This window comes from uncultured Brachyspira sp. (genome assembly GCF_944390845.1).
GTDB lineage: Bacteria > Spirochaetota > Brachyspiria > Brachyspirales > Brachyspiraceae > Brachyspira > Brachyspira pulli.
The window spans coordinates 1-23,966 of the sequence record NZ_CALXRM010000036.1 but is presented as its reverse complement, the minus strand read 5'-3'; the positions used below and the strand labels follow the sequence as shown (position 1 = coordinate 23,966).

The window sequence follows — 23,966 nt, the reverse complement described above, 5'->3', positions numbered from 1 at the left end:
TATAAAAAAATAAAAAAATGATATACTAATGATTACATAATATGTTATAATAAATCAATCTCTTTATTTGGAATGTGTTATGTTAAGAAAGTTGTTTTTTGTAATTTTGCTGTTATCTGTAAATATTTTGTATTCTCAAGAGGCTCAGGAACCTCCTGTTAATATACCAATAATAAAAGCCATTGCCAACAATAACATTGAAGGTTTGAAAAAATTAATAAAAAATGGGGCAGATGTTAATGTTAAAGATGCTGAAGGGAATACTCCTTTAATATGGGCATCTTTGCTTGGTTATGATAAAATAGTAAAAGAGCTTATAGCAAATGGTGCTGATATAAATATGGGCAATAGTTTTGGAAATACACCAATAATGGCAGCAGTATTGGAAGGTAAAAGCAGCACTGTGAAAGAACTTATAAATAGCGGTGCTGATTTGAATGCTAGAAATCAAGATGGCTGGACAGTTGTTATGTGGGCTGCTGTTAATGGTGATTTATCAATACTTAATACACTTGTTAATGCCAAAGCTAATATAAATGTTAAAGATGTTAATGGAAGTACTCCTCTTATGGTGGCTTCTGACAGCGGATATGCAAATGTTGTAAAAGAACTTGTAAAATTAGGTGCCGATCCTAATGAAAAAAACAATTTTGGAGACACTGCTATAATGATGGGAGCTATTATAGGAGATTTAAATATTGTTAAAACTCTTATTAAAGCTGGTGCGGATATAAATGAAAAAGGATCAAATGGCGGAAGTGCATTGATATATGCGGCAAGACTTGGAAAATTAGATGTTTTAAAAGAATTATTAAAAAGCGGTGCTGATGTAAATATAAAGTCTGATGATGGTACTACTCCTATATTGGCAGCATGTATAGACGGATATAGCGATGTTGTAAAAGAGTTAATAAAATATAATGCTGATGTGAATATGCCTAATAATGTAGGTTATACTCCATTAATAGTATCTTCTATAGAGGATCATATAGTTATAGTTGAAACTTTGATTAATGCTGAAGCTGATATAGAAGCTGCAACAAAAGAAGGGTACACTGCATTGATGGGTGCTGCTTTAAAAGGAAATATAGAAATGGCTCAGGTATTATTAGATGCTGGGGCTGATATTAATTATAAATCTCCTAATGGAAAAACTGCTTTAATAATTGCTTTAGAAAAAGAACAGCAGGAAATGGCGGATTTCTTAAAATCAAATGGTGCTAAATAATAATTTCTTATTATTGCTAGTGATAAACTCGCCAAAATGTAGCTGACAACTTCCTTCGTCAGTTATCAGCTGCTCGTTTATCACTTTAAAAAGTTAATAAATTAATACATAATTTTTGTTACTAATATTAGTGATAATAAAAAATAATAATTTCTTATTATTGCTAGTGATAAACTCGCTTAAATGTAGCTGACAACTAAAGTTATCAGCTGCTCGTTTATCGCTTCAAAAATTAATAACATAATTTATATATAAACTTATATTTAACTGCTATTGTTTTTTATTGTTTAATAATGTAATATTAATTATATTTAAAAAGTAATAGGTAGTAAATGTTTAAAGATAGTAATGTAACAACTCAGGAATTATTGAAGTCTGTTAGACAAATAGAGATAAAAACATCAAAAATAGTAAATTCTTATTTTTCAGGACAGTATCATTCTGCTTTTAAAGGTCATGGTATAGAATTTGATGAGGTAAGAAAATATACTGTAGGCGATGATGTAAGGGCTATGGACTGGAAGGTTAGTGCCAGATATAATGAACCTTTTATAAAGCGTTTTAGAGAGGAAAGGGAACTTAGTGTTATAATACTTGCCGACTTTTCAGCTTCTACTGATTTTGGATTTACAAAAACAAAACATAATTTGATTGTTGAGCTTAGTGCCTTGCTTAGTTTTTCAGCTTTAAAAAATAATGATAAAGTTGGTCTTTTAATATTTACTGATATAGTTGAAAAATTTATACCTTTGAATAAAGGCAGAAATCATGTACTTAGAATAATAAGAGAGCTTATAGAATTCGAGCCTAAAAGTACAAATACTAATATTGCCAATGCTTTAGAATATTTTAATAGAATACAAAAAAGAGACAGTATTACTTTTTTAGTTACAGATTCTTGTGCTGATCTTCCTAAAAAAGAAATAGATATTACTAGAAAACGTCATGATTTTATTGTATGTTTAGTTAATGATGATTTGGAATATCATTTACCTAATTTCGGCGGTACATTGGTGTTATCAGATTTAGAAAATGAAGATTATGTATATTTTGATATGTCAAATAAACGTATACGCGAAGAATATTTCAATGAACAAAATAAAATTATGCAAGATAGATTGGATTTTCTTAAAAGAAATTCTATAGAAAAGATTGTCCTTGATACATCTAGCGATTATGTTAGCGAAGTTATGAAATTCTTTATGAAAAGAAGAAGAAAATAAATTTTATTAACAATATCACTTTTCAATATTTTTATTTATGATATATAATATGCTATCTAAATTTTAGACTTTATATTTTAGAGTTTTATTATGACAAAAGATATGACTGTCGGAAGTCCATTCAAGACAATAATATATTTTTCTCTTCCTATGCTTATAGGAGGGATATTTCAGCAATTTTATGGTGTTACCGATACTATTATAATAGGTAAATTTGTCGGCTCCAGAGCTTTAGCAGCTATAGGAGCAACTACTTCTACAATGTTTTTTTTCTTATCATTTGCTATAGGCTTTACCAATGCTTTTTCTATAGTAATGGGGCAGTTCTTTGGTGCTAAAAATGAAACTATGCTTAAAAGAACATTTTTAAACTCTATATATGTAACCTTGTTTAGTTCTGTAATACTTTTAATATTTGGTTTGTTTTTTTCAAGACCTTTAATGGTATTATTAAAAACTCCTTCTGATATTATAGATAATTCTGTAATATATTTAAAAATATGTGTTGGTTTATCCTTTGGTCAGCTTATTTATAATGGGGCTGCTAGCATATTAAGGGCTTTAGGGGATAGTAAAACTCCATTATACTTTTTGATACTTACTACAATTTTGAATATTATATTAGATTTGCTGTTTGTTGCTTTATTAAAAATGAATGTTGCGGGTGTTGCAATAGCTACAGTAGTATCTCAAATGATTTCTGCTTTTTTAAGTGTATTTTATATTATAAAAAAGTTTCCAATATTAAAATTAAATAAAGAAGATATGATATTCGATTCTTCCAATTTACTTATGATAGTAAAAATTGGTGCTTCTATGAGCATACAATCTGTATTTTTATCAATAGGTGAAATGATTATAAGCAGTGTAGTTAATACTTTTGGTACTAATGTTGTAGCATCATATACAACAGGAAATAGAATAATTCAATTTGCATCAATGGCTTATTTTGTTGTATCAGAGGCTTTTGCAGTTTATGTTGCTCAAAATTATGGAGCACAAAAAATTGACAGAATAAAAGAGGGTTTTAAAAGTATTATAATATTATCTTTGACTTTAAGCATACTTGCAGCAGTTATTATATTTTTATTCGGTGATCATTTAGTTAAATTGTTTATATCAAAAAATGATCAATATGTAGATGTAATAGCTGAAATATGCAAAGGTTATTTAAGAATATCATCAGCATTTTTCCCATTTTTAGCAATTATACTTTTATATAATAATTCTATAAGGGCCATTGGAAATGCATTTATACCTTTAATATCTGGAATTACAGAAATAGTTATTAAGATTGGAGGTTCTTTGCTTCTATCTATACCTTTTGGTTATATAGGTGTTTGGTTTGCTAATCCTGTTGGCTGGGCTCTTGGCATACTTCCTACTTGCATTTATTTCCATAAATATGCTTTTAAATTAAAGAAATAATTTTTATATTACTATTTACAAAATTAAATCAATGTTTATAATTTGCAAACTTTATTATAAGGATACAAAATGAAATATATATCTAATTTGCATACTCATTCTATATATTGCGACGGTCAAAATTCTATAGAGGAAAATATATTATATGCTATAGAAAAAGAATTTATCAGTTTAGGTTTTTCAGGACATTCATATCTTTATTTTGACGAAGGCTGTATGTCTCAAGAAAATACTATAAAGTATTTGGAAGATATAAAAAAATATAAAGAAATTTATAAAGATAAAATACAAATATATGCAGGTATAGAAGGAGATTTTTATTCTAATCTTAATAAAGAAACAGATAAAGATATGCATTTAGATTATAGAATAGGTTCAGTCCATTGTATATGTGATGATAGTGATGTAAATAATAAAAAATATTTTTCTATAGATATGTCAAAGTTAAAATTTGATGAAGCTTTAAATCATTTTAATGGAATAAAAACACTCATTGAATTATATTTTGATAATGTAATATCAATGGTTAAGAATCAGAAGCCTGATATTGTAGGTCATTTGGATTTGCCAAGAAAATATAATTTTAATAAAGATTATTTCACAGAAGAAGAAGATTGGTATTTAGATAAAGTTAATGAAGTTTTAGATGTTATAAAGGATAGTGATTGCATTATTGAAGTTAATACTAGAAAAATGAGTAAAGATAATATGAATGCTTGTTATCCTAATATAAACACTATTAAAGAAATATTAAAAAGAGATATATCATTAACTATTAATACAGATGCACATTCTATTAACGGTTTAGATTATTTTTATTCTGAGGCAGTTGAACAATTAAAAAATCTAGGTGTAAAGTCTATAAAAATGTTAATAGATAATTCTTTTAAAGATATTGATATTAATGATGTTCTTAAAAAAGTAAATTAATATATAAAAATCATTATAAATTATTTTGTTTTCTTTACAAAAATTAATATATTTAATACATACAATTAAATTTTTTTATTGCTTTCTATACGAGTATTGTATATTAAGTATTTTTATATACTAATATATTGTTCATAAGTAAATATATCAATCAATTATAATCAATCAGTATAATTCTATATTTTATCACATTTACAAGCGAATATAGAGAATTATTTTATTTTCTATATTTATAAATGAATTTTTAATTTGCTTATCATTTGAATTTATATTGTAAAAAATATATAAAAATCATGATTATTTGTAATATTATTTTATATAGTTATGTGATTCTTGTTATAGTAATGTTTGGAATAAAAATATATTATGTTAATATCTATTGTAAATATTTACCAATATTATACATATTTTATACATAAAAATAAAATAAATATGATAAAAAATGAATTTATGTTCTATATAACTTGAATATGATATAATAATTTCTTATATTATAAGTATGTATAAAAAAATCAACTTTGGAGTTAATATGAAACCTATAATAGGAATAAGCGGAAGTATTCTAAGTAATGAGAATGACGGTGTGTTTTCAGGATACGAAAGAGCTTATGTCAATGACGATTATGTTCTTTCTGTATCAAGGGCTGGTGGTGTTCCTTATATTGTACCTATGATAGACAATGATGAGGATATAAAGGAGCAGATATCCCATGTCGATGGGGTAGTGTTGTCTGGGGGATATGATGTTGATCCTATTTATTGGGGTGAAGAAATTACTTCAAAATTAGGCAGAATATTTCCTAGGCGAGATAATCATGAAATAAAAATGGTTAAATACGCTTTAGAGATGAAAAAGCCAATACTTGGTATATGCAGAGGCTGTCAAATTATCAATGTGGCATTTGGAGGAAGTTTATATCAGGATTTATCATTTATAAAGGACTGTTATATAAAACATTCACAAAGTGCTAAACCTTATGAAGCTACTCATACTATTGACACTAAAGATGGCAGTGTTATAAGAGAAATAGTTGGAGAAAGTGTGAGAGTTAATTCTTTTCACCATTTAGCTGTTAAAGAATTAGGTAATGGGTTAATTGCTACAGCATACTCTAAAGACGGTGTGGTTGAAAGTATAGAATATATGGAAGATGGTAATTTTGTTCTTGGTGTGCAGTTTCACCCAGAAATGATGCATGCTTATTATGATTTTGCTTTGAATATTTTCAAGAAATTAGTTTCAAAAGCGAAAAAGTAATTTTTATTATTATCATCTATTATTGAGTAAATAGAAAAATAAGGAGTTTCTATGTCATCAAACAAATTAGGATTATTTAGTATAGTATTACTTGGTATAAATGCAATAGTTGGAACAGGTATCTTTTTATTACCTAATCAGGCATATGCTGAAGTAGGTGTAACAAGTATTGCAGTAATAGTTTTTGATGCTTTCTTAGTTATAAGTATAGCATTGTGTTTTGCAGAAATGGGCGGAATGTATAAGAATAATGGAGGTCCTTACCTTTATGCTAAAGATGCATTTGGCGATTTTGTAGGGTTTGAAGTAGGTATAATGAAATGGGCTATTAGTATAATTGCTTGGGCTGCTATGGCTATGGGATTTCCTACAGCATTAGGTGCGGTTTGGGAGCCAGCACAAAATCCAGTTGTACAAAAAATAATAGCTATAAGTATACTTGTATTGCTCGGTATAATGAACATTATGGGTGTAAAAATATCTAAAATAATGAATAATATTGTTACTACAGGTAAATTAATACCTTTAATATTGTTTGTTACAGTAGGTATCTTCTTTATAAAAGGTGAAAATTTTGTTAATCCTGTATCTGAAACTGGTGAAGTGGTATTAAAAGGTACATTTGGAAGTGCAGCATTGCTTATATTCTATGCTTTTACAGGTTTTGAATCTATAGGTGTTGCAGCAGGTGATATGGACAATGCTAAAAAGAATGTTCCATTAGCTATATGTATAGTTTTAATATTGGTTGCTATAATATATATACTTATACAAGTAAACAGTATAGGTATATTAGGTGCTTCTTTAGCAACAACAAGTACACCAGTAGCTACAGCAGCAGAGAAGTTTTTAGGTAAATGGGCAGGAGCTATGGTAACTGCAGGAACATTAATATCTATAGGCGGTATAAATATAGCTTCTTCATTCTTAACTCCAAGAGCTGGAGTTGCTATGTCAGATGAACACCAGCTACCAAGTTTCATTTCTAAAAGAAATTCAAAAGATGTACCTTATGTGGCAGTAATAATATCAGTTGTATTGACAGCTTTAGTAACATTAACAGGAAGTTTTACTACATTAGCAGCTATAAGTGTAGTATCACGTTTTGCTCAATATATACCAACTTGTTTGGCAGTGCCTGTAATGAGGAAAAAAGCTCCAAATATGGAAAGAGGTTTTGTACTTCCTCTTGGTCCAGTGATCCCTATAATAGCTACAGTAGTTAGCTTATGGTTATTATCACAATCAGATTTGAAGAAAATTATATTTGGTTTAGGCGGATTAGTAATAGGTGCAGTTATTTACTTTATAATGAAAAAGACTAATAAAAATTAATATAAAATGCAACGGTTTTAGAACATAATAATATGTTTTTATACTAAAAAATAGTTGTATATCGTAATATTATCAATAGTAATACCCTATTTTATTTAAATATTTTTTAAATAAAATAGGGTATTGTGTTAATAATAACTTGACAAATCTTTAAAATGATATATCATATATATGTAATATGGAAGTAAGTAATACTAAAAATAATATATTAATAACTAATAACCCTAAAATATTTAAAGAAGTGAAAAGTGATAATTTAAATGTCATTTATTTACCGGATTTGGATTTTATGGGTATACTTTATAAGGCTAGAGATTATATACATTTGAACTATAAACTCTTAACTCACCCAATAGTAAGCAGTATTAAGCCTTATGACACCCCATATAAAAGTATAGTTCTTTCTAATAATGATGGTGTTCTTGATTTGGAATCATTAGATTTAATAGAAAATTCTATTGCATTGACTAAGAATTTTTTAGATAAGCCAAGAAGAAAACTTACTGAAACTATAGATGAGGATTTCAAGTTGATAGATTATAAACTTGTTGTCGGAGCTATAGAGAGTATTTTATAATAATAGGAATTTTGTAAGGAGATTATAAATGAGTAATTTATATGACTGTATTATAATAGGTGGTGGTCCATCTGGTTTAGCAGCTGGTATATATTCTGCTAGAGCTAGATTAAAAACAATTCTTTTTGAAAAAGGCAGTTTCGGCGGACAAATTAGTATAACTGACGAAATAGCTAACTATCCTGGTTTCTTTGAGGAAGAAGAAGAGGGTAGACACCCTAAAAATCTTATCAATAAAATGATAGCACAAGCTAAAAAATTCGGTGCTGAAATAGAGCATAAAGAAGTAGTTGATGTAAAATTAGATGGTAAAGTTAAAGAAGTAAAAACTTCTGATGGTACAGTTTATCAATCTAAAGTTGTTATAATAGCTACAGGTGCTCAGCCTAGAAAATTAGGTTGTAAAGGTGAATTAGAATACACAGGTAAAGGTGTTTCTTATTGTGCTACTTGTGATGCTAACTTCTTTGAGGGTTTAGAGGTATTCTGTATCGGCGGCGGTGATACAGCAGTAGAAGAAGCTATGTACTTATCTAAATTTGCTAGAAAAGTAACATTAATAGTTAGAAAAGATTATGTACGTTGTGCTAACTCTATAGAAGAAAAAGCAAAAGCTAATCCAAAAGTAGAAATCAAATTCAGAACAGAACTTTTAGAGCTTAAAGGTGATGGTATTGTTGAATCTGCTATATTCTTAAATAATGAAACTGGTGAAACTTACGAATATAAAGCAGATGAAAATGATGGTACATTTGGTGTATTTATCTTTGTTGGTTATGTACCTTTGACAAAATTATTTGAAGGTAAAGTTGAAATGAAAGATGGTTACATCATTACTGACGAAGAAATGAAAACAAATGTAGAAGGTGTATTTGCTTGCGGAGACTTAAGGCCAAAAATGTTGAAACAAGTTATTACTGCTACAGCTGATGGTGCTATAGCTGCTATTTCTGCAAATAAATATATAGAAGAGAAATATTCAGAGTAAATATAAAAAAGTTATTAGTAATAATAAAAAAAATGTTATATTTATAGTGTAAATTATAAAGATTTAAGGAAGGAAGATATAATGAAATTTAATGGCTGAGTAACTAACTTATCTTGCGGTGCAATGAATAACTTCAGTATTAATTCTATGTTAGAATTATGTGCTTTGCAAATGATAAATTTCTCAGGTATTGGAATTCATTTATTGGATTTTTTTGTAACAAATGAAGAGTGGAAAGCATATTAATTATAATATGCATTCTGCTCTTTTTTATTGGTTTGAAACATAACTTAATTTATTAAATAAAAAAAATAAAAAATAAAGGAGACTATATGAAGTTAGAGGTAGGCGAGATTTATATTAAAGATATAAAGCTTGACAAAATTTCAAAAGTCGAGAACGGTGTACTCTATGTAAACGAAGAAGAAGTTACAAAGATTGTACTTGAAGATGACAAATTAAAAAGTGTAAAAATCGATGTAGCTCGTCCTGGTGAATCAGTACGTATTACACCAGTAAAAGACGTAATCGAACCTAGAGTAAAAGTTGAAGGCAAAGGCGGAGTATTCCCTGGCATGATATCTAAAGTAGATACAGTAGGTGAAGGTAAAACTAATGTATTAAAAGGTGCTGCTGTTGTTACTTGCGGTAAAATAGTAGGTTTCCAAGAAGGTATCATCGATATGTCTGGTCCTGGTGCAGATTATACACCATTTTCTAAACTTAATAACTTATGTTTAGTTATAGAGCCAGTTGAGCCTATAGAAAAACATGATTATGAAGCTGCAGTAAGAGGTGCAGGTTTAAGAGTTGCTTCTTATTTAGGTAAATTAGCTAAAGAAGTAAAACCAGATCAAACATTTACTTATGAAACTAAACCTATATTTGAACAAGCTGCTATGTATCCAAACTTACCAAAAGTAGGTTATGTATATATGCTTCAAACTCAAGGTTTATTACATGATACTTATGTTTATGGTGTTGATGCTAAGAAAATAGTTCCAACTTTCATTTATCCAACAGAAGTAATGGATGGTGCTATTGTAAGCGGTAACTGTGTATCAGCTTGTGATAAAAACACTACTTATCACCACTTAAACAACCCAGTAATCAAAGCTTTATATGAAAAACATGGTAAAGACATCAACTTTATGGGTGTTATAATAACTAACGAAAACGTATTCTTAGCTGATAAAGTACGTTCTTCAGATTGGTCATCAAAATTAGCTAAATATTTCGGATTAGATGCAGTAATCATCTCTGAAGAAGGATTTGGTAACCCAGATGCTGACTTAATAATGAACTGCAGAAAAGCAGAAGCATTCGGAATTAAAACTTGTATTATAACAGATGAATATGCTGGTAGAGATGGTTCTTCTCAATCTTTAGCAGATTCAGATGTATCAGCAAATGCAGTAGTAACAGCTGGTAATGCTAATATAGTTATCAACTTACCAAAAATGGATAAAGTAATAGGTATGTTAGATTATACAGATAAAATAGCTGGTGGTTTCGATGGTTCATTAAAACCAGATGGTTCTATTGAAGCAGAATTACAAGTTATTACAGGTGCTACTAACGAATTAGGTTTTAATAAATTTAGTGCTACAGGACTATAATTTAGTTTTGTGATGCTGATTTTTTAAAATATATAAGCAAAATTTTTTAGGAGGAAAGCCATGAGTATTTTAAATGGTAAAAAAGTAATTATCATTGGCGATAGAGACGGCATTCCTGGAGAAGCTATCAAAGCTTGCGTTGAAACAGTAAGTGACGCAGAAGTTTTGTTTGCTGCTACGGAGTGTTTCGTTTGAACAGCCGCAGGAGCGATGGATTTAGAGAATCAAAAGAGAATTAAAGAATTTGCAGAAAAATTTGGTAAGGAGAATTTAATAGTATTATTTGGTGCAGCAGAAGCAGAAGCTAGCGGTTTAGCTGCTGAAACAGTAATGTTAGGTGACCCTACTTATGCTGGTGCTTTAGCTAATGTTGCTTTACATTTAGATGCATATCATGCTGTAGAACCAGAATTCAAAGAAGCAGTAGATTCAGCTGTTTACGATGAACAAATTGGTATGGCAGAAATGACATTAAATGTAGAAGAAATCATCGCAGAAATGAAAAGAATGCGTGAAGAAAACAAAAACTAATAATACAACTAATACTTAATTAATTTTTTATAAAAACAAATTCTCTAAAAATAAAAAAATCCATTGTAATTAAAACCAGTTTGGTTTTTTAAAAAATCGGCAGCCTGATATTTCAAATATTTGGTTGCCTTACATTAAAAAATAGGAGGCTTAAATGCCACAATATAAAATTGTACATTACATTAATCAGTTCTTCGCTAACATTGGTGGAGAAGAGAAAGCTGATATAGCTCCAGAAAAAAGAGATGGAGTTGTAGGTCCAGGTGCTGGATTACAAGGCGAATTAAAGAAAGTAGGTGTTGATGCTGAAATAGTTGCTACAGTTATTTGCGGTGACTCTTATTTCAACGAAAACCTAGAAAAAGCTAAAAAAGAAGTTTTAGACATGATTAAAAGCTACAGCCCAGATTTAGTAATTGCTGGTCCTGCTTTTAATGCTGGTCGTTATGGTACAGCTTGCGGTACTGTTGCTAAAATGGTACAAGATGAATTAAAAATCCCAGCTGTTACTGGTATGTATGTTGAAAATCCAGGTGCAGATATGTTCAAGAAAGATGTTTACATCGTTTCTACTAAAGATTCTGCTGCTGGTATGAGAAGTGCATTACCAGTTGTAGCTAAATTAGCTGCTAAACTTCTTAAGAAAGAAGAAATTGGTGCTCCAGAAACAGAAGGCTATATCCCAAGAGGTATACGTAAAGTATTATTCAGAGATAAAGTTGGTGCTGAAAGAGCTGTTGATATGCTTATACAAAAACTTAAAGGTGAAGCATTCACTACAGAATATCCAATGCCAGACTTCGACAGAGTTACTCCTGGTGAAGCTATTAAAGATATAACTAAAGCTAAAATAGCATTAGTAACAAGCGGCGGTATAGTACCATCAGGAAATCCAGACCATATAGAATCTTCTTCTGCTTCTAAATATGGAAGATATTCTATAGATGATATGGGAGAAACTGCACACGGCGGTTATGACCCTACTTATGCTAACCAAGATCCTAACAGAGTATTACCTGTTGATGTATTAAAGGAAATACAAAAAGAAGGCAAAATAGGAGAGCTTTATCCTTATTACTATACTACAGTTGGTAATGGTACTTCAGTTAAAAATTCTAAAGCGTTTGCCACTGAATTTGCTCAGACTTTAGTTAAAGATGGAGTTCAGGCTGTTATCTTAACATCTACTTGAGGAACTTGTACTCGTTGCGGTGCAACGATGGTAAAAGCAATAGAAGCTACTGGAATACCTGTAGTTCATATTTGTACTATTGTTCCTATTTCTTTAACAGTTGGTGCTAACAGAATAGTTCCTGCTGTTGCTATACCTCACCCACTAGGTAATCCAAACTTATCTAAAGAGGATGAGAAAAAATTAAGACGTAAATTAGTTGAAAGAGCTTTAAAAGCTTTATCAACTCCTGTAGATTCTCAAACAGTTTTTGAAGAATAATTTAAATGTTGAAAACTAAAAATATTTATATATACTATAATATATAAATAAAAAAAAGGGGAGTACAAATATTTAATTATACTTGTATGTCCCCTTATTTTTGATTTATCAAATAAAAATAAATAATTGGAGATTAAAAAGATGAGTTATGCTGTATTAAAAGCTGCTGCTTATGCCATAGTACATGCTCCTGACATGGTTATTAATAATGGTACTACGCAAACAGTTGAAAGAGAAGTTAATCCTAATTCTGATTACTTAAAAAAAATTAAAGAACATCTTAGACCTTTTGAAGATGTTGTAAATTATGCTCCTAACCAAACTTATATTGGTAATCTTCACCCAGAAGAATTGAAAAAATTAGCTTCTCAAGTTTCTGATGAAGTTAAAAAAGCTGGCGGAAGCTGGATAGGTGTTCCTTGTAAAGGCGACAGAAATGGTAAATTTGGTGAAATCTTTGCTGAAGATGAATTCATTTTCATGATGAAAATAGCTGATACTTTTGAATTAGTATATTTAGAAGCAGAATTTGAAAAGAAAATGAGAGATGCTTATGTTGCTGTAGAATCTAAATATAAATCAGAAGATGAAATTAAAAAAGATTTAGCACAAGTAAAATGTGAAACTAAGATAGAAGAAATAGAAAAACTAATGAAAGAAGAACATGCAGAAGGTTTGTATTTCAATGAAAAATTAGTTGGTTGTGTAAAAAGAGCTCATGATGTAGATATTAACTTAAGTGCACATGTTATCTTCGAAAACTTAGCAGTTAAAGCTTCTGGTATAATGGCATTAAAAGAACTTATTAGAAAGAAAAATGTTGATCCTAAAAGCATTGATTTAGTTATTGAATGTTCTGAAGAAGCTTGCGGTGATATGAACCAAAGAGGTGGCGGTAACTTTGCTAAAAGTATAGCTGAGATTGCTGGTATACCTAACACTACTGGTTTTGATATCAGAGGATTCTGTGCTGCTCCTTCACATGCTTTAGTAACAGCTGCTTCATTAGTTAAAGCTGGTTCTTACAAAAATGTTGTAATAGTTGCTGGTGGTGCTACTGCTAAATTAGGTATGAATGGTAAAAGCCATGTAACTAAAAATCTTCCTATCATCGAAGATATATTAGGTGCTTTTGCTGTATTAATCAGTGAAAATGATGGCGTACACCCAGTTATTAGAACTGATATACTTGGAAGACATACAGTTGCTACAGGTTCTGCTCCTCAAGCTGTTATGACTTCTTTAATAGTAAATCCATTAGAAAAAGCTAACTTAAAAGTTACAGATATAGATAAATATACTGTTGAAATGCAAAACCCAGATGTAACTAAACCTGCTGGTGCTGGTGATGTACCTGAAGCTAACTACAAAATGATAGCTGCTATAGGTGTTAAAAAAGGCGACCTTGACAGAAGTCAATTAGCTGAATTTGTTGAAAAACATGGTATGTCTGGTTGGGCTCCAACTCAAGGACATATTCCATCAGGAGTACCTTATTTAGGTTATGCTATTGAAGATATTATGTCTGGTAAAATTAACCGTATAATGTTAATAGGTAAAGGTTCATTATTCTTAGGAAGAATGACTAATTTATTTGATGGTATATCTGTTATTATAGAGAAAAATAATGGTGATAAAGGCACTGGCGATGGTGTTTCAAAAGAAGAAGTTAATAAACTTATTGCTAATGCTATGAGAGATTTCGCTAAAACTATGTTAGGTGAGTAAGGAGGTATTAGATGAGTGATGCTTCTAATTCAGCTATAAAGTCTATGATAGGAGAGACTTTCCTTTCACTTGCTAATGCTTTAGAAACTGGTCAATTTGGTAAAAAAGTACGTATTGGTATTACAAATAGAGGTTCTGAACATGGTGCAGAGTCTGTATCTCTTGGCGGTGTCATAGCTATGAGCAGAAACAAAAATGTTGAAGTTGTTTTGATTGGTGAGAAAAATTCTACTGGTTTACAAACAATAGAAACTGATTGCGATGAAAAAGCTCATAAACTAATGGAAGAAATGCTTGCTAAAGGCGAGTTAGATGCTTGCGTTACTATGCATTATCCTTTCCCTATAGGTGTATCTACTGTTGGTAGAGTTATATCTCAAGCTAATGGTAAAGAAACATATATTGCTACTACTACAGGTACTTCAGCTACTGTTAGAGATCAAGCTATGTTCAAAAATGCTATTTATGGTATCATAACAGCTAAAGCTTGTGGTATTAAAGAGCCTACTGTTGGTATATTAAATATTGACTCTGCTCGTACTGTAGAAAGAGCTTTAAAAGAACTTGCTTCTAATGGCTACAATATTAAATTTGGTGCTTCAAATCGTGCTGACGGCGGTGCTGTATTAAGAGGTAATGACCTTATTACTGGTGCTGTTGATGTTGTAGTTTGTGATTCTCTTACAGGAAACATTCTTATAAAAATGTTCTCATCTTTCAATAGCGGCGGAAGCTATGAAGCTATAGGATATGGTTATGGTCCTGGTATAGGATTTGGTTTCAAAACTCCTATATTCATTATTTCAAGAGCTTCTGGTTCTAATGTTATTGCTGGTGCTATAGAATATGCTTATCAGTGTATTCAAGGTAATTTGATAGATGTAATGAACAAAGAAGAAGAAGAAGTTAAAAAGTATGGTTTTGATGCTATATTAGAAAGTTTAAAACCTAAAGCTAATGCTTCTTCAGGTGCTGAAAAAGCTAAACCTACTGTTGCTAAAGAAGTTGTAACTGCACAAATACCAGGTGTAGAAGTAATGGATTTAGATGCAGCTGTAGAATTAGTAATGGAAAATGGTATATATGCTGAGTCTGGTATGGGTTGTACTGGGCCTATCATATTAGTAAGTGATAAGAATAAAGAAAATGCAGAAAATATTTTGAGAAAAGGTGGATTTATATCTTAGTTTAAGATTATCCATCATAAAGACTAATTACAATTATAGTAACTTTTTTTACTAATTTTGCAAATTATGGAAACATTAGATATTAGATAATAATATCTAGTGTTTCCATTTTTTATTTTCATTAATATATTAAAAATCATAGGAGTTTATTATGCGTTTAGTTTATTTTATTACTTATCCTACATAGATATTAATTAGTAATTACTGATTAAATTTAATTAGTGTAAGTTTTACCAATTCATTTCATTATATGTAAGAAAATATAATGAAAATTTTATTATTGTCAAATTAAAAAAAGAGGAGAAAATTATGACATTTGAACAATTTAATGATCAATTATTAGTAATAGTTAATAAGGTTGCTGGTTTTTTATGGGATCCTTTACTAATTATATTACTAGTAGGTACAGGTCTATTTCTTACTTTCAGATTGAAATTTGTTCAGGTAAGAGAATTTATTTATAGTATTAAACGCAGTTTCAAAAAGTCGGAAAAAAAATCAGACAGTACAGAAGAGGGAAAAATCAGTTCTTTTCAATCATTGGCTACTTCTATAGCAGGTCAGGTTGGTACTGGAAATTTAACAGGTACAGCTACAGCTTTATTAGCAGGAGGTCCTGGAGCTGTATTTTGGTTGTGGGTATCTTCATTCTTAGGTATGGCTACTATATTTGCTGAAGCTAGTTTGGCTATCCGTTTTAGAGAAAAAACTAAAGAAGGTAAATGGATAGGCGGTCCTTCATATTATTTAAAGCAGGCATTCAAAAATAGTTTCGGTAAATTTTTAGCAGGATTATTTTCTATATTGATAATACTTGCTTTAGGATTTATGGGTAATATGGTTCAGTCAAACTCTATAGGCGTTGCTTTTAATAATGCTTTTGGTGTTAACAAAATTATTGTAGGCGTAGTAGTTGCTGTACTTTCAGGATTTATATTTTTAGGCGGAATAGGAAGAATAGCTAAAACTACAGAAAAAATAGTTCCTATAATGGGGGTATTATATATATTAGGTGCTGTTATTTTCCTAATTCTTAATGCAAGTAAAATCCCTCATGCTTTCCAAATGATATTTGTAGGTGCTTTTAATCCTGAGGCTGTAGTAGGAGGTACTATAGGTATAGCTGTAATGAATGCTGTACGTTTAGGTATTGCAAGAGGTTTATTCTCTAATGAGGCTGGTATGGGTTCTACTCCTCATGCTCATGCTTTAGCTGATGTTGAACACCCATGTGAGCAAGGTGCAGTTGCTATAATGGGGGTATTTGCAGTATTTATGATAGTAACTTTAACTGCTTTAGTAATGCTTACTTCTGGAGTTTTGGATCAAGTATATAATAGTAATGTGACTCAGGCTACTATTCCAGAAACACTTAAAGGTATAGGTTTGGCACAGGAATCTTTCAAAACTAAATTTGGAACTGTAGGTGTTATGTTTGTAGCAATATCTTTATTTTTCTTTGCATTCTCTACAATCATTGCTTGGTATTTCTTCGGCGAACAAAATATAAGATATTTATTTGGTGAAAAAGCAGTAAGAGTATATTCTTTACTTGCTATAATATTTATATTCATAGGTTCTACTTTAAAAGTTGATTTAGTATGGTCTTTAGCTGACTGTTTCAATGCTATGATGGTTATTCCTAACATTATAGGTGTACTAGCTTTAAGCGGCACTGTCTCTGTTTTATATAATGAGTATCAAAAATTCAAAAAAGATAAATAATTAATAAAATTTAATATTTTAGAGGACTTATATATATTTATATAAGTCCTATTTTTTACATATTAAATTATTTTTTAGGTTTAAATATTAATGATATAGAGTTTACGCAATGTCTTGTATTTTTTTCAGTAAGATGTTCTCCTTGAAATACATGACCTAAATGTCCGCCGCAATTACTGCAGGTTATCTCTATTCTATATCCGTCCTCATCTAATGATCTTCTTACAGCTCCTTGTATTTCATCATCAAAACTAGGCCAGCCGCAATTTGATTTAAATTTATCTTCAGAACGGTATAATTCAGCACCGCATTGTTTGCAGCAGTATACTCCTTCTTCAAAAAAATTATTGTATTCTCCTGTGAAAGGATATTCTGTGCCTTTGAAAATAATGACATTTTTTTCTTCTTCTGTTAATTTTCTTTTTTCCATACTGCTATCTCCTTATTTACTATATTTACTGTTTAGCATTTTCTATAATATTAAGAATTGTTTCATTTGAAATTTCTTTTATTGGAATAATATCTGTTGGATAATCACAATATGAAGAAATATTTTTTTCAAATATAATTATATCATGCCATTTTCCGCATTTATATCCTACATTATGAAATATACCAATATTTTTAAATCTAAAATGATTATGCAGGTTTTCGCTTTGTATATTAGGAAATGTAACTTTTGAATAAAGATTTTTTATTCCTTGATATTTTAGTATATCAATCAATGCTGAATATAATTTTTTTCCAACTCCTTTAGATCTATTTTCTTTATCTAAGTATATAGATAATTCAGCATTCCATTTGTAGGCTTCTCTTTCCATAAATTTATGTGCATAACAGTATCCTATTATTTTATTATTATCTTCACATACTAAATATGGATATGTTTTAAGAATATTTTCTATTCTTTCTTTGAATTCTTTTTCTGTTGGAAGATCGTATTCAAAGGTTATAGGGGTATCAATATATTGAGAGTATATTGATAATATAGATAATGTATCTTTTGTAGTTGCTTGTCTTATTAACATTTCTATATTATATATTAGAATATTAAAAATATCAAAAATTGCAAAATATATAAAAGAATATAAAATTATTTAAATTATTGTCAGGAAATAGTATTATGAAATACAAACCTCAAACAAAAGAAGAATTAATTAAATTAGTACAAGATGAAAATATATATTTAGGTAATATAGATACAAGTTTAATTACGGATATGAGTAATCTTTTTTATGAGAGTTCAAGGAAAGATTTTGAAGGCATAGAATGTTGGGACGTTTCAAATGTAGAAAATATGTCTTATATGTTTTGTGGTGCTGTTAATTTCAATAGTAATATAAATAATTGGAATGTTTCAAAAGTTACTAATATGTCAGGTATGTTTTCAAGTGCTAAAAAATTTAATCAGCCTTTAGATAAATGGGATGTTTCAAATGTTGAGGATATGTCTAGAATGTTTGATAATTGTAAAAAAATCAACTTGCCTTTGAATGATTGGAATGTATCTAAAGTCATTAATATGGAATGTATGTTTTGCGGCTGTGAGCTTTTTAATCAGCCATTAAATAATTGGGACGTTTCTAAAGTTACTAATATGTCAGGTATGTTTTTAAGTGCCACAAAATTTAATCATCCTTTAAATGACTGGGACATTTCTAATGTAAAAGATATGGAGTTTATATTTTCTGCAGCTGAAAGTTTTAATCAGCCGTTAGACAAATGGGATACCTCAAATGTAGTAAATATGCGAGGTATGTTTTATAACGCTAAAAACTTTAATCAAAATATAAATAATTGGAATGTAAGTAAAGCAGAAGATATGACTACTATGTTTGAGAATGCTTATAACTTTAATCAGCCTTTGAATGATTGGAATGTATCTAAAGTCATTAATATGTCATATATGTTTTGTGGTTGTGAACTTTTTAATCAGCCATTAGACAAATGGGATACCTCAAATGTAGTAAATATGAAATTTATGTTTTATAACGCTAAAAACTTTAATCAAAATATAAATAATTGGAATGTAAGTAAAACAGAAAAAATGATTGGTATGTTTGAGAATGCTTATAATTTTAATCAGCCTCTTGATAAATGGGATACTTCTAATGTTTTATATATGAACTATATGTTTTTTAATGCTAGGAATTTTAATCAGGATATTGGAAGCTGGAATGTTTTTAGTGCAATTTATATGTCATATATGTTTAGCGGTGCTGAAAGTTTTAATCATTCTATAGAAAATTGGATTATTAATGAGGCTTGCTTTATTGATGATATTTTTTCTGGTGCTTCTTCTTTTAAGAATGTGAAGTCTATATTAAATATTTATTTTTTATCTAAAGGAAATAATAGAAAAAAACTTTTAGCTATGCTTGAAAACTGTGATATAAAAGAAGTTTATAAAGAAGTTTTGAAATATAATAAACTTAAAGATTTCATTAAAAAACTTGAAAATACTTATTATGATGAATTAAAAGAACTAATTGAAAATAAAGAGAGTATTATATCAGAGTATAAAAAAGCTAAAAAAATAGAATTAAAAGATGATGAAAAATATAAACCTAAAAATAAAATGGAATTATTAAAACTAATAAAAGAAAAAGTAAAATTTGATAAAATAGATACTAGCTTAATAACTGATATGTCAGGATTATTTCAGAACTCAAAACTTAAAAAATTTGATGGGTTAGAAACTTGGGATACTTCCAATGTAGAAGATATGCATAATATGTTTAAAGGAGCTGTATATTTTAATCATAATATAGAAAATTGGAATGTATCTAAAGTAGAAGATATGGCTTATATGTTTGAAGGCTGTACCAGATTCAATCAGCCTCTTAATAATTGGAATGTTTCTAATGTAAAGTATATGAGTTTTATGTTTTCAAATTGCGAAAATTTTAATATGGATTTAAGTAATTGGAATGTTAGTAATGTAGAAATTATGAGCTTTATGTTTGAAAGTGCATATTCTTTTAATCAGGATATTTCTAAATGGAATATAAGCAAATTAAAATATGCAGATGCTATGTTTAGGTATGCAAAAAGTTTTAATCAGCCTTTAAATGATTGGAATATGAGTAATGCTGAATCTATAACCTCAATGTTTCAATGGGCTTCAAATTTCAATCAGCCTTTAGACAAATGGAATATGTCTAATATTAAATATATATCATTTTTATTTGATAACTGTATTAATTTCAATCAGGATTTAGAATCTTGGAATTTAGGAGAAAATGTTAATATGAAATATGCTTTTTCAAATTCGCCTATTGAAAATAATCCTCCTTCTTGGTATAAAAGTTAAAAGTTATTTATAGTGGATTGTAATATACTTTATAAATTGTATATACTGGAGCAATTAGATTTTGTCAATTTTTACTTTTTTGTAAATGTAATTTTTCTTTATTAATGGCATAAAATATTGTTAAGTTTCGTTTGAAATGTAATGTGAAATCAAGATTTGAGTCAAAAATGCAGTCTTTCGCGAAGCGTATCCGAGCCTGTCGAGGATATAGCTTCTTTGGGGCACCACCGAGTAGGTGCCTAATCGGCAAAAGAAGTAGGGGTTCGGGGACTAGTCCCCGAAAATAATAATATAAAAACTAATTTTGACAAACTTAAAAATTTTTAGTATATACTGAAACTATTTCATTTTGCCGACTACTACACATTATATAATTATTATCAACTTTTTTGTCGCACACGCTCTGCGGGCTTCGCCAAAGTTGCTGCCTACGGCACGCAGAGCGAAAAACGCAATTGCTAGAACTTTATATTAAAAATATACCTATTAAATATAATATATAACCTAAATTAATACTACACCAAAGGTGGACTTCGTTAAATGCAGTTCTTTTATACCAATACTTGACAGTACTTCCTTCGGTCGTAAAAGAACTTGGGGTGCTGCGTAAGCACGCAGAGAGATTGGCAAAGCCCCAATTACTAATTATTTAAATATATTATACTATAGCTATATTAATAAAATTACCGAAAGTTAATATAAATATAATAAATACAACAAGGAAACATAATAATGAAATACAAACCGCAAACAAGAGAAGAATTGCAAAAGTTAGTGCAAGATGAAAATATTTACTTGGGTGATATTGATACAAGTTTAATCACTGATATGAGCGGACTGTTCTCTTTTGAAAGAAGAAAAGATTTTTCAGGTATAGAAAATTGGAATGTTAATAACGTTACCAGTATGAGAGGAATGTTTTATAATTGTTATAGTTTTAATGAAGATATAAGTAAATGGAATGTTTCTAATGTTAATAATATGGGAGATTTATTTTATAACTGCATAAATTTTAATCAAAATATTTCTGAATGGAATGTATCAAATGTTATCAATATGAGAGGCATGTTTAATGGTTGTAAAAATTTTAATCAGCCATTGAATAAATGGAAAACTTCTAATTTAGAAAATATAGAATATATGTTTAGAAACTGTACCAATTTTAATCAGAGTGTAAATCATTTCAATATGTCAAAAGTTAAAAATGCAATTTATATGTTTGAGGGATGTAAGGAATTTAATCAGCCTTTAGATAAGTGGGATACTTCTAATATTGAATATATGAATGGAATATTTAAGGGCTGTACTAATTTTAATCAGAATATAAATAATTGGAATACATCTAGTTTGGCAATAGTAATTGAAATGTTTCATGGATGTGAAAATTTTAATCAGCCTTTGAATAAATGGAACATATCAAAGGTAAGACATTTAACAGCTATGTTTAAAGATTGTCATAATTTCAATCAGCCTTTAAATGATTGGGATATGTCAAGAGTTGAAAATATGAGTAACATGTTTGAAGGATGTAAAAGTTTCAATCAGGATTTAGATAAATGGGATACTTCAAATGTAAAAAGTATGAATTCTATGTTTTGGAAAGCTAAAAGTTTTAATAAGCCTTTAGATAAATGGAATGTAATCAATGTTAATGCTATGTCTGCTATGTTTTATAACAGCGGTTTTAAAGAATATGATTCTCTTAATACTTGGGAGCTTAATGACAAAGTTATAATCGATAATATTTTTGATGATAGTGCAGTTAGTAGTTTAAGTTTGAAATGGATTTTATATTTATATACTTTTTCTAATATTAATGTTTTAACTGTTTTAGAAAAAAATATAAAAGAAATTTATGAAATAGCATCAAAAAGTAATAATAAAAAAATTAAAGCGGTTAAAACAAGATTAGAAAATCTTTATTATAATGATTTAAAAGAATTTCTTAATTATGAATTATTTGATAATATTGAAAAGTATGAGGAAAGTATTAATAAAAAATTAAAGAAAAAAGATGAGGCAAAAGTTTCTTATATAGAAAATTGTAATGTATTAATAAAAGATAAATCGAGAGAAGTTGATACAAAAGTAATAAAATATATATACTTAAAATATTTAGAATTAAAAAGAGATATTTATCATTTGATTGAAATAGATTCTATTATTAATTTACTTGATAAAGAAAGTTTTTTGACTTTTGCTAAAAATATTTATAAAGAAACATACAAGGAAACCACAGCAATTATTTATAGTTTGTATGGAGGTGATGAGGCTTTAAGAGAAATATATAAGAAAGAAAAAGATTCTAAATTCTTTTTAATGATTTTATATTCAATAGAAATTACAGAAATTACTGATTATGCTATAAAACTATTGTATGATATTTATTCAAAAGCTAAAAAACATGAAATACGCAGTTCAGTATTACATTTATTAAAAGAAATATCAAAAGAAAAACATTTATCGCTTGAAGATTTGGAATTGAAATTTACTTCAAATTTCGGATTTGATTTAAAAGGCGAAAAAATTATTAATGATGATTATAAATTGATTTTGAATAGTGATTATTCTGTGAATGTATTTGATATAAAAAATAATAAAATATTAAAATCAGTGCCTAAAAATTTTGAGGATAATATAAAAGAAGAAATTAAATATATAAAGAAAGAAATTCCTGATATTATAAAGAAACTTTCTTTAAAATTGTATAAATCATTAATGTATGAAAAGAAATATAATTATAAACTTTTCAAAGAAATATTTATTGATAATCCTTTAATGAATAAATTTTCTTCTTCACTTATTTGGAATTTGTATGATAAAGATAATTTGTTTTTAAATACATTCAGATATAATAATGACGGAAGCTATTCAAATTGTGATGATGAAGAAATTAAAATTAATGATGACAGTTTTATAAGTTTAGCAATCCCTATAGAAATGAATGAAGAAACTATAAACAAATGGAAAAAACAATTAGAAGATTACGAATTACTTCAGCCGATAAATCAATTAAGTATAATAAAATTAGATAAAAATAATTTGGAAAATGAAATAAACAAATTACAAAATATTGAAATAGCTTATGGTACTTTTAAGGCTTTCGGTGATAGGTATTCAATGATTCCTAGTTATATGGACTATGGCACAGTTAAAGAATATAATTTAAAAATAAATAATGGAGATGCTTTTGATATAAGTATAGATGCTGAAGATAATATTGATTATAAAGATAAAGTAAAAATAAATATTAAATTCTATAATGAAAATAATTCTCAAGTGTCAGAAAGATTTATTTATACTTTATTAGCATTAATGATTTGGGATTTTAGATTGACAGATTTATTTTGATTATATAAAATTATAATATGCACAGGAGCCAGACATATTGCATTAAGTATTCCTTAGTTTTTTAAAGTATAACATAGGTGTATCATAATTTA

General features: G+C 28.6%; 19 protein-coding genes. 17 read left to right on the top strand and 2 right to left on the bottom strand.

Translation table 11 applies throughout. The features are described from left to right. The first annotated feature begins 79 nt into the window (after positions 1–79). From Q0K52_RS08525 to Q0K52_RS08455, 15 genes are all read left to right on the top strand, one after another. Positions 80–1,228, top strand: coding sequence for an ankyrin repeat domain-containing protein (locus Q0K52_RS08525; protein WP_297298482.1), 1,149 nt, complete (start codon positions 80–82; stop codon positions 1,226–1,228). A 332-nt stretch (positions 1,229–1,560) separates the two neighbouring features. Then, entirely contained in the window at positions 1,561–2,451 is an 891-nt protein-coding gene (locus Q0K52_RS08520; protein ID WP_297298481.1) for a DUF58 domain-containing protein, read from the top strand. Between the two features lie 90 nt (positions 2,452–2,541). After that, complete coding sequence (locus Q0K52_RS08515; RefSeq protein ID WP_297298479.1) at positions 2,542–3,879, top strand: MATE family efflux transporter; 1,338 nt, start codon at positions 2,542–2,544, stop codon at positions 3,877–3,879. 69 nt (positions 3,880–3,948) lie between these two features. Continuing rightward, positions 3,949–4,809, top strand: a complete 861-nt coding sequence (locus Q0K52_RS08510; protein ID WP_297298477.1) for a histidinol-phosphatase — start codon at positions 3,949–3,951, stop codon at positions 4,807–4,809. A gap of 529 nt (positions 4,810–5,338) precedes the next feature. Continuing rightward, positions 5,339–6,067 carry a gamma-glutamyl-gamma-aminobutyrate hydrolase family protein gene (locus Q0K52_RS08505; RefSeq protein ID WP_297298475.1) on the top strand — a complete coding sequence of 243 codons (729 nt, stop codon included), beginning with the start codon at positions 5,339–5,341 and terminating at the stop codon, positions 6,065–6,067. A gap of 51 nt (positions 6,068–6,118) precedes the next feature. Continuing rightward, positions 6,119–7,402, top strand: a complete 1,284-nt coding sequence (locus Q0K52_RS08500) for an APC family permease (protein WP_297298473.1) — start codon at positions 6,119–6,121, stop codon at positions 7,400–7,402. Between the two features lie 178 nt (positions 7,403–7,580). Then, the gene (locus Q0K52_RS08495; RefSeq protein ID WP_297298471.1) at positions 7,581–7,979 is read left to right on the top strand and encodes a GrdX family protein; all 399 of its coding nucleotides are present in this window, start codon (positions 7,581–7,583) and stop codon (positions 7,977–7,979) included. A gap of 28 nt (positions 7,980–8,007) precedes the next feature. Beyond that, positions 8,008–8,967 (top strand): NAD(P)/FAD-dependent oxidoreductase, encoded by a 960-nt coding sequence (locus Q0K52_RS08490; protein WP_297298469.1) that lies wholly within the window; start codon positions 8,008–8,010, stop codon positions 8,965–8,967. A gap of 123 nt (positions 8,968–9,090) precedes the next feature. After that, entirely contained in the window at positions 9,091–9,213 is a 123-nt protein-coding gene (locus Q0K52_RS08485) for a hypothetical protein (RefSeq protein ID WP_297298466.1), read from the top strand. A gap of 86 nt (positions 9,214–9,299) precedes the next feature. Further along, the gene (locus tag Q0K52_RS08480; RefSeq protein ID WP_297298464.1) at positions 9,300–10,586 is read left to right on the top strand and encodes a glycine/sarcosine/betaine reductase component B subunit; all 1,287 of its coding nucleotides are present in this window, start codon (positions 9,300–9,302) and stop codon (positions 10,584–10,586) included. A 60-nt stretch (positions 10,587–10,646) separates the two neighbouring features. Continuing rightward, entirely contained in the window at positions 10,647–11,117 is a 471-nt protein-coding gene (gene grdA, locus Q0K52_RS08475; protein ID WP_297298463.1) for a glycine/sarcosine/betaine reductase complex selenoprotein A, read from the top strand. 154 nt (positions 11,118–11,271) lie between these two features. After that, positions 11,272–12,570, top strand: a complete 1,299-nt coding sequence (gene grdB, locus Q0K52_RS08470; protein WP_297298461.1) for a glycine reductase complex selenoprotein B — start codon at positions 11,272–11,274, stop codon at positions 12,568–12,570. A 141-nt stretch (positions 12,571–12,711) separates the two neighbouring features. After that, positions 12,712–14,298 carry a glycine/sarcosine/betaine reductase complex component C subunit beta gene (gene grdC, locus Q0K52_RS08465; RefSeq protein WP_297298459.1) on the top strand — a complete coding sequence of 529 codons (1,587 nt, stop codon included), beginning with the start codon at positions 12,712–12,714 and terminating at the stop codon, positions 14,296–14,298. Positions 14,299–14,309: 11 nt separating this feature from the next. Next, positions 14,310–15,485 (top strand): glycine/sarcosine/betaine reductase complex component C subunit alpha, encoded by a 1,176-nt coding sequence (grdD, locus tag Q0K52_RS08460; protein WP_297298456.1) that lies wholly within the window; start codon positions 14,310–14,312, stop codon positions 15,483–15,485. Positions 15,486–15,794: 309 nt separating this feature from the next. Next, positions 15,795–17,210 (top strand): sodium:alanine symporter family protein, encoded by a 1,416-nt coding sequence (locus Q0K52_RS08455; RefSeq protein ID WP_297298453.1) that lies wholly within the window; start codon positions 15,795–15,797, stop codon positions 17,208–17,210. Positions 17,211–17,277: 67 nt separating this feature from the next. Here the strand turns inward: Q0K52_RS08455 and Q0K52_RS08450 are convergent, their stop codons facing one another. Further along, entirely contained in the window at positions 17,278–17,640 is a 363-nt protein-coding gene (locus Q0K52_RS08450; protein ID WP_297298451.1) for a methionine-R-sulfoxide reductase, read from the bottom strand. 25 nt (positions 17,641–17,665) lie between these two features. Further along, complete coding sequence (locus Q0K52_RS08445) at positions 17,666–18,238, bottom strand: GNAT family N-acetyltransferase (RefSeq protein ID WP_297298450.1); 573 nt, start codon at positions 18,236–18,238, stop codon at positions 17,666–17,668. A gap of 95 nt (positions 18,239–18,333) precedes the next feature. On the opposite strand from Q0K52_RS08445, the gene Q0K52_RS08440 reads away from it, so the two are divergent. Next, the gene (locus tag Q0K52_RS08440; RefSeq protein ID WP_297298448.1) at positions 18,334–20,523 is read left to right on the top strand and encodes a BspA family leucine-rich repeat surface protein; all 2,190 of its coding nucleotides are present in this window, start codon (positions 18,334–18,336) and stop codon (positions 20,521–20,523) included. A gap of 729 nt (positions 20,524–21,252) precedes the next feature. Further along, on the top strand, positions 21,253–23,874 hold the full coding sequence (locus Q0K52_RS08435) for a BspA family leucine-rich repeat surface protein (protein WP_367270988.1): 2,622 nt from the start codon (positions 21,253–21,255) through the stop codon (positions 23,872–23,874). Positions 23,875–23,966: the final 92 nt, after the last annotated feature.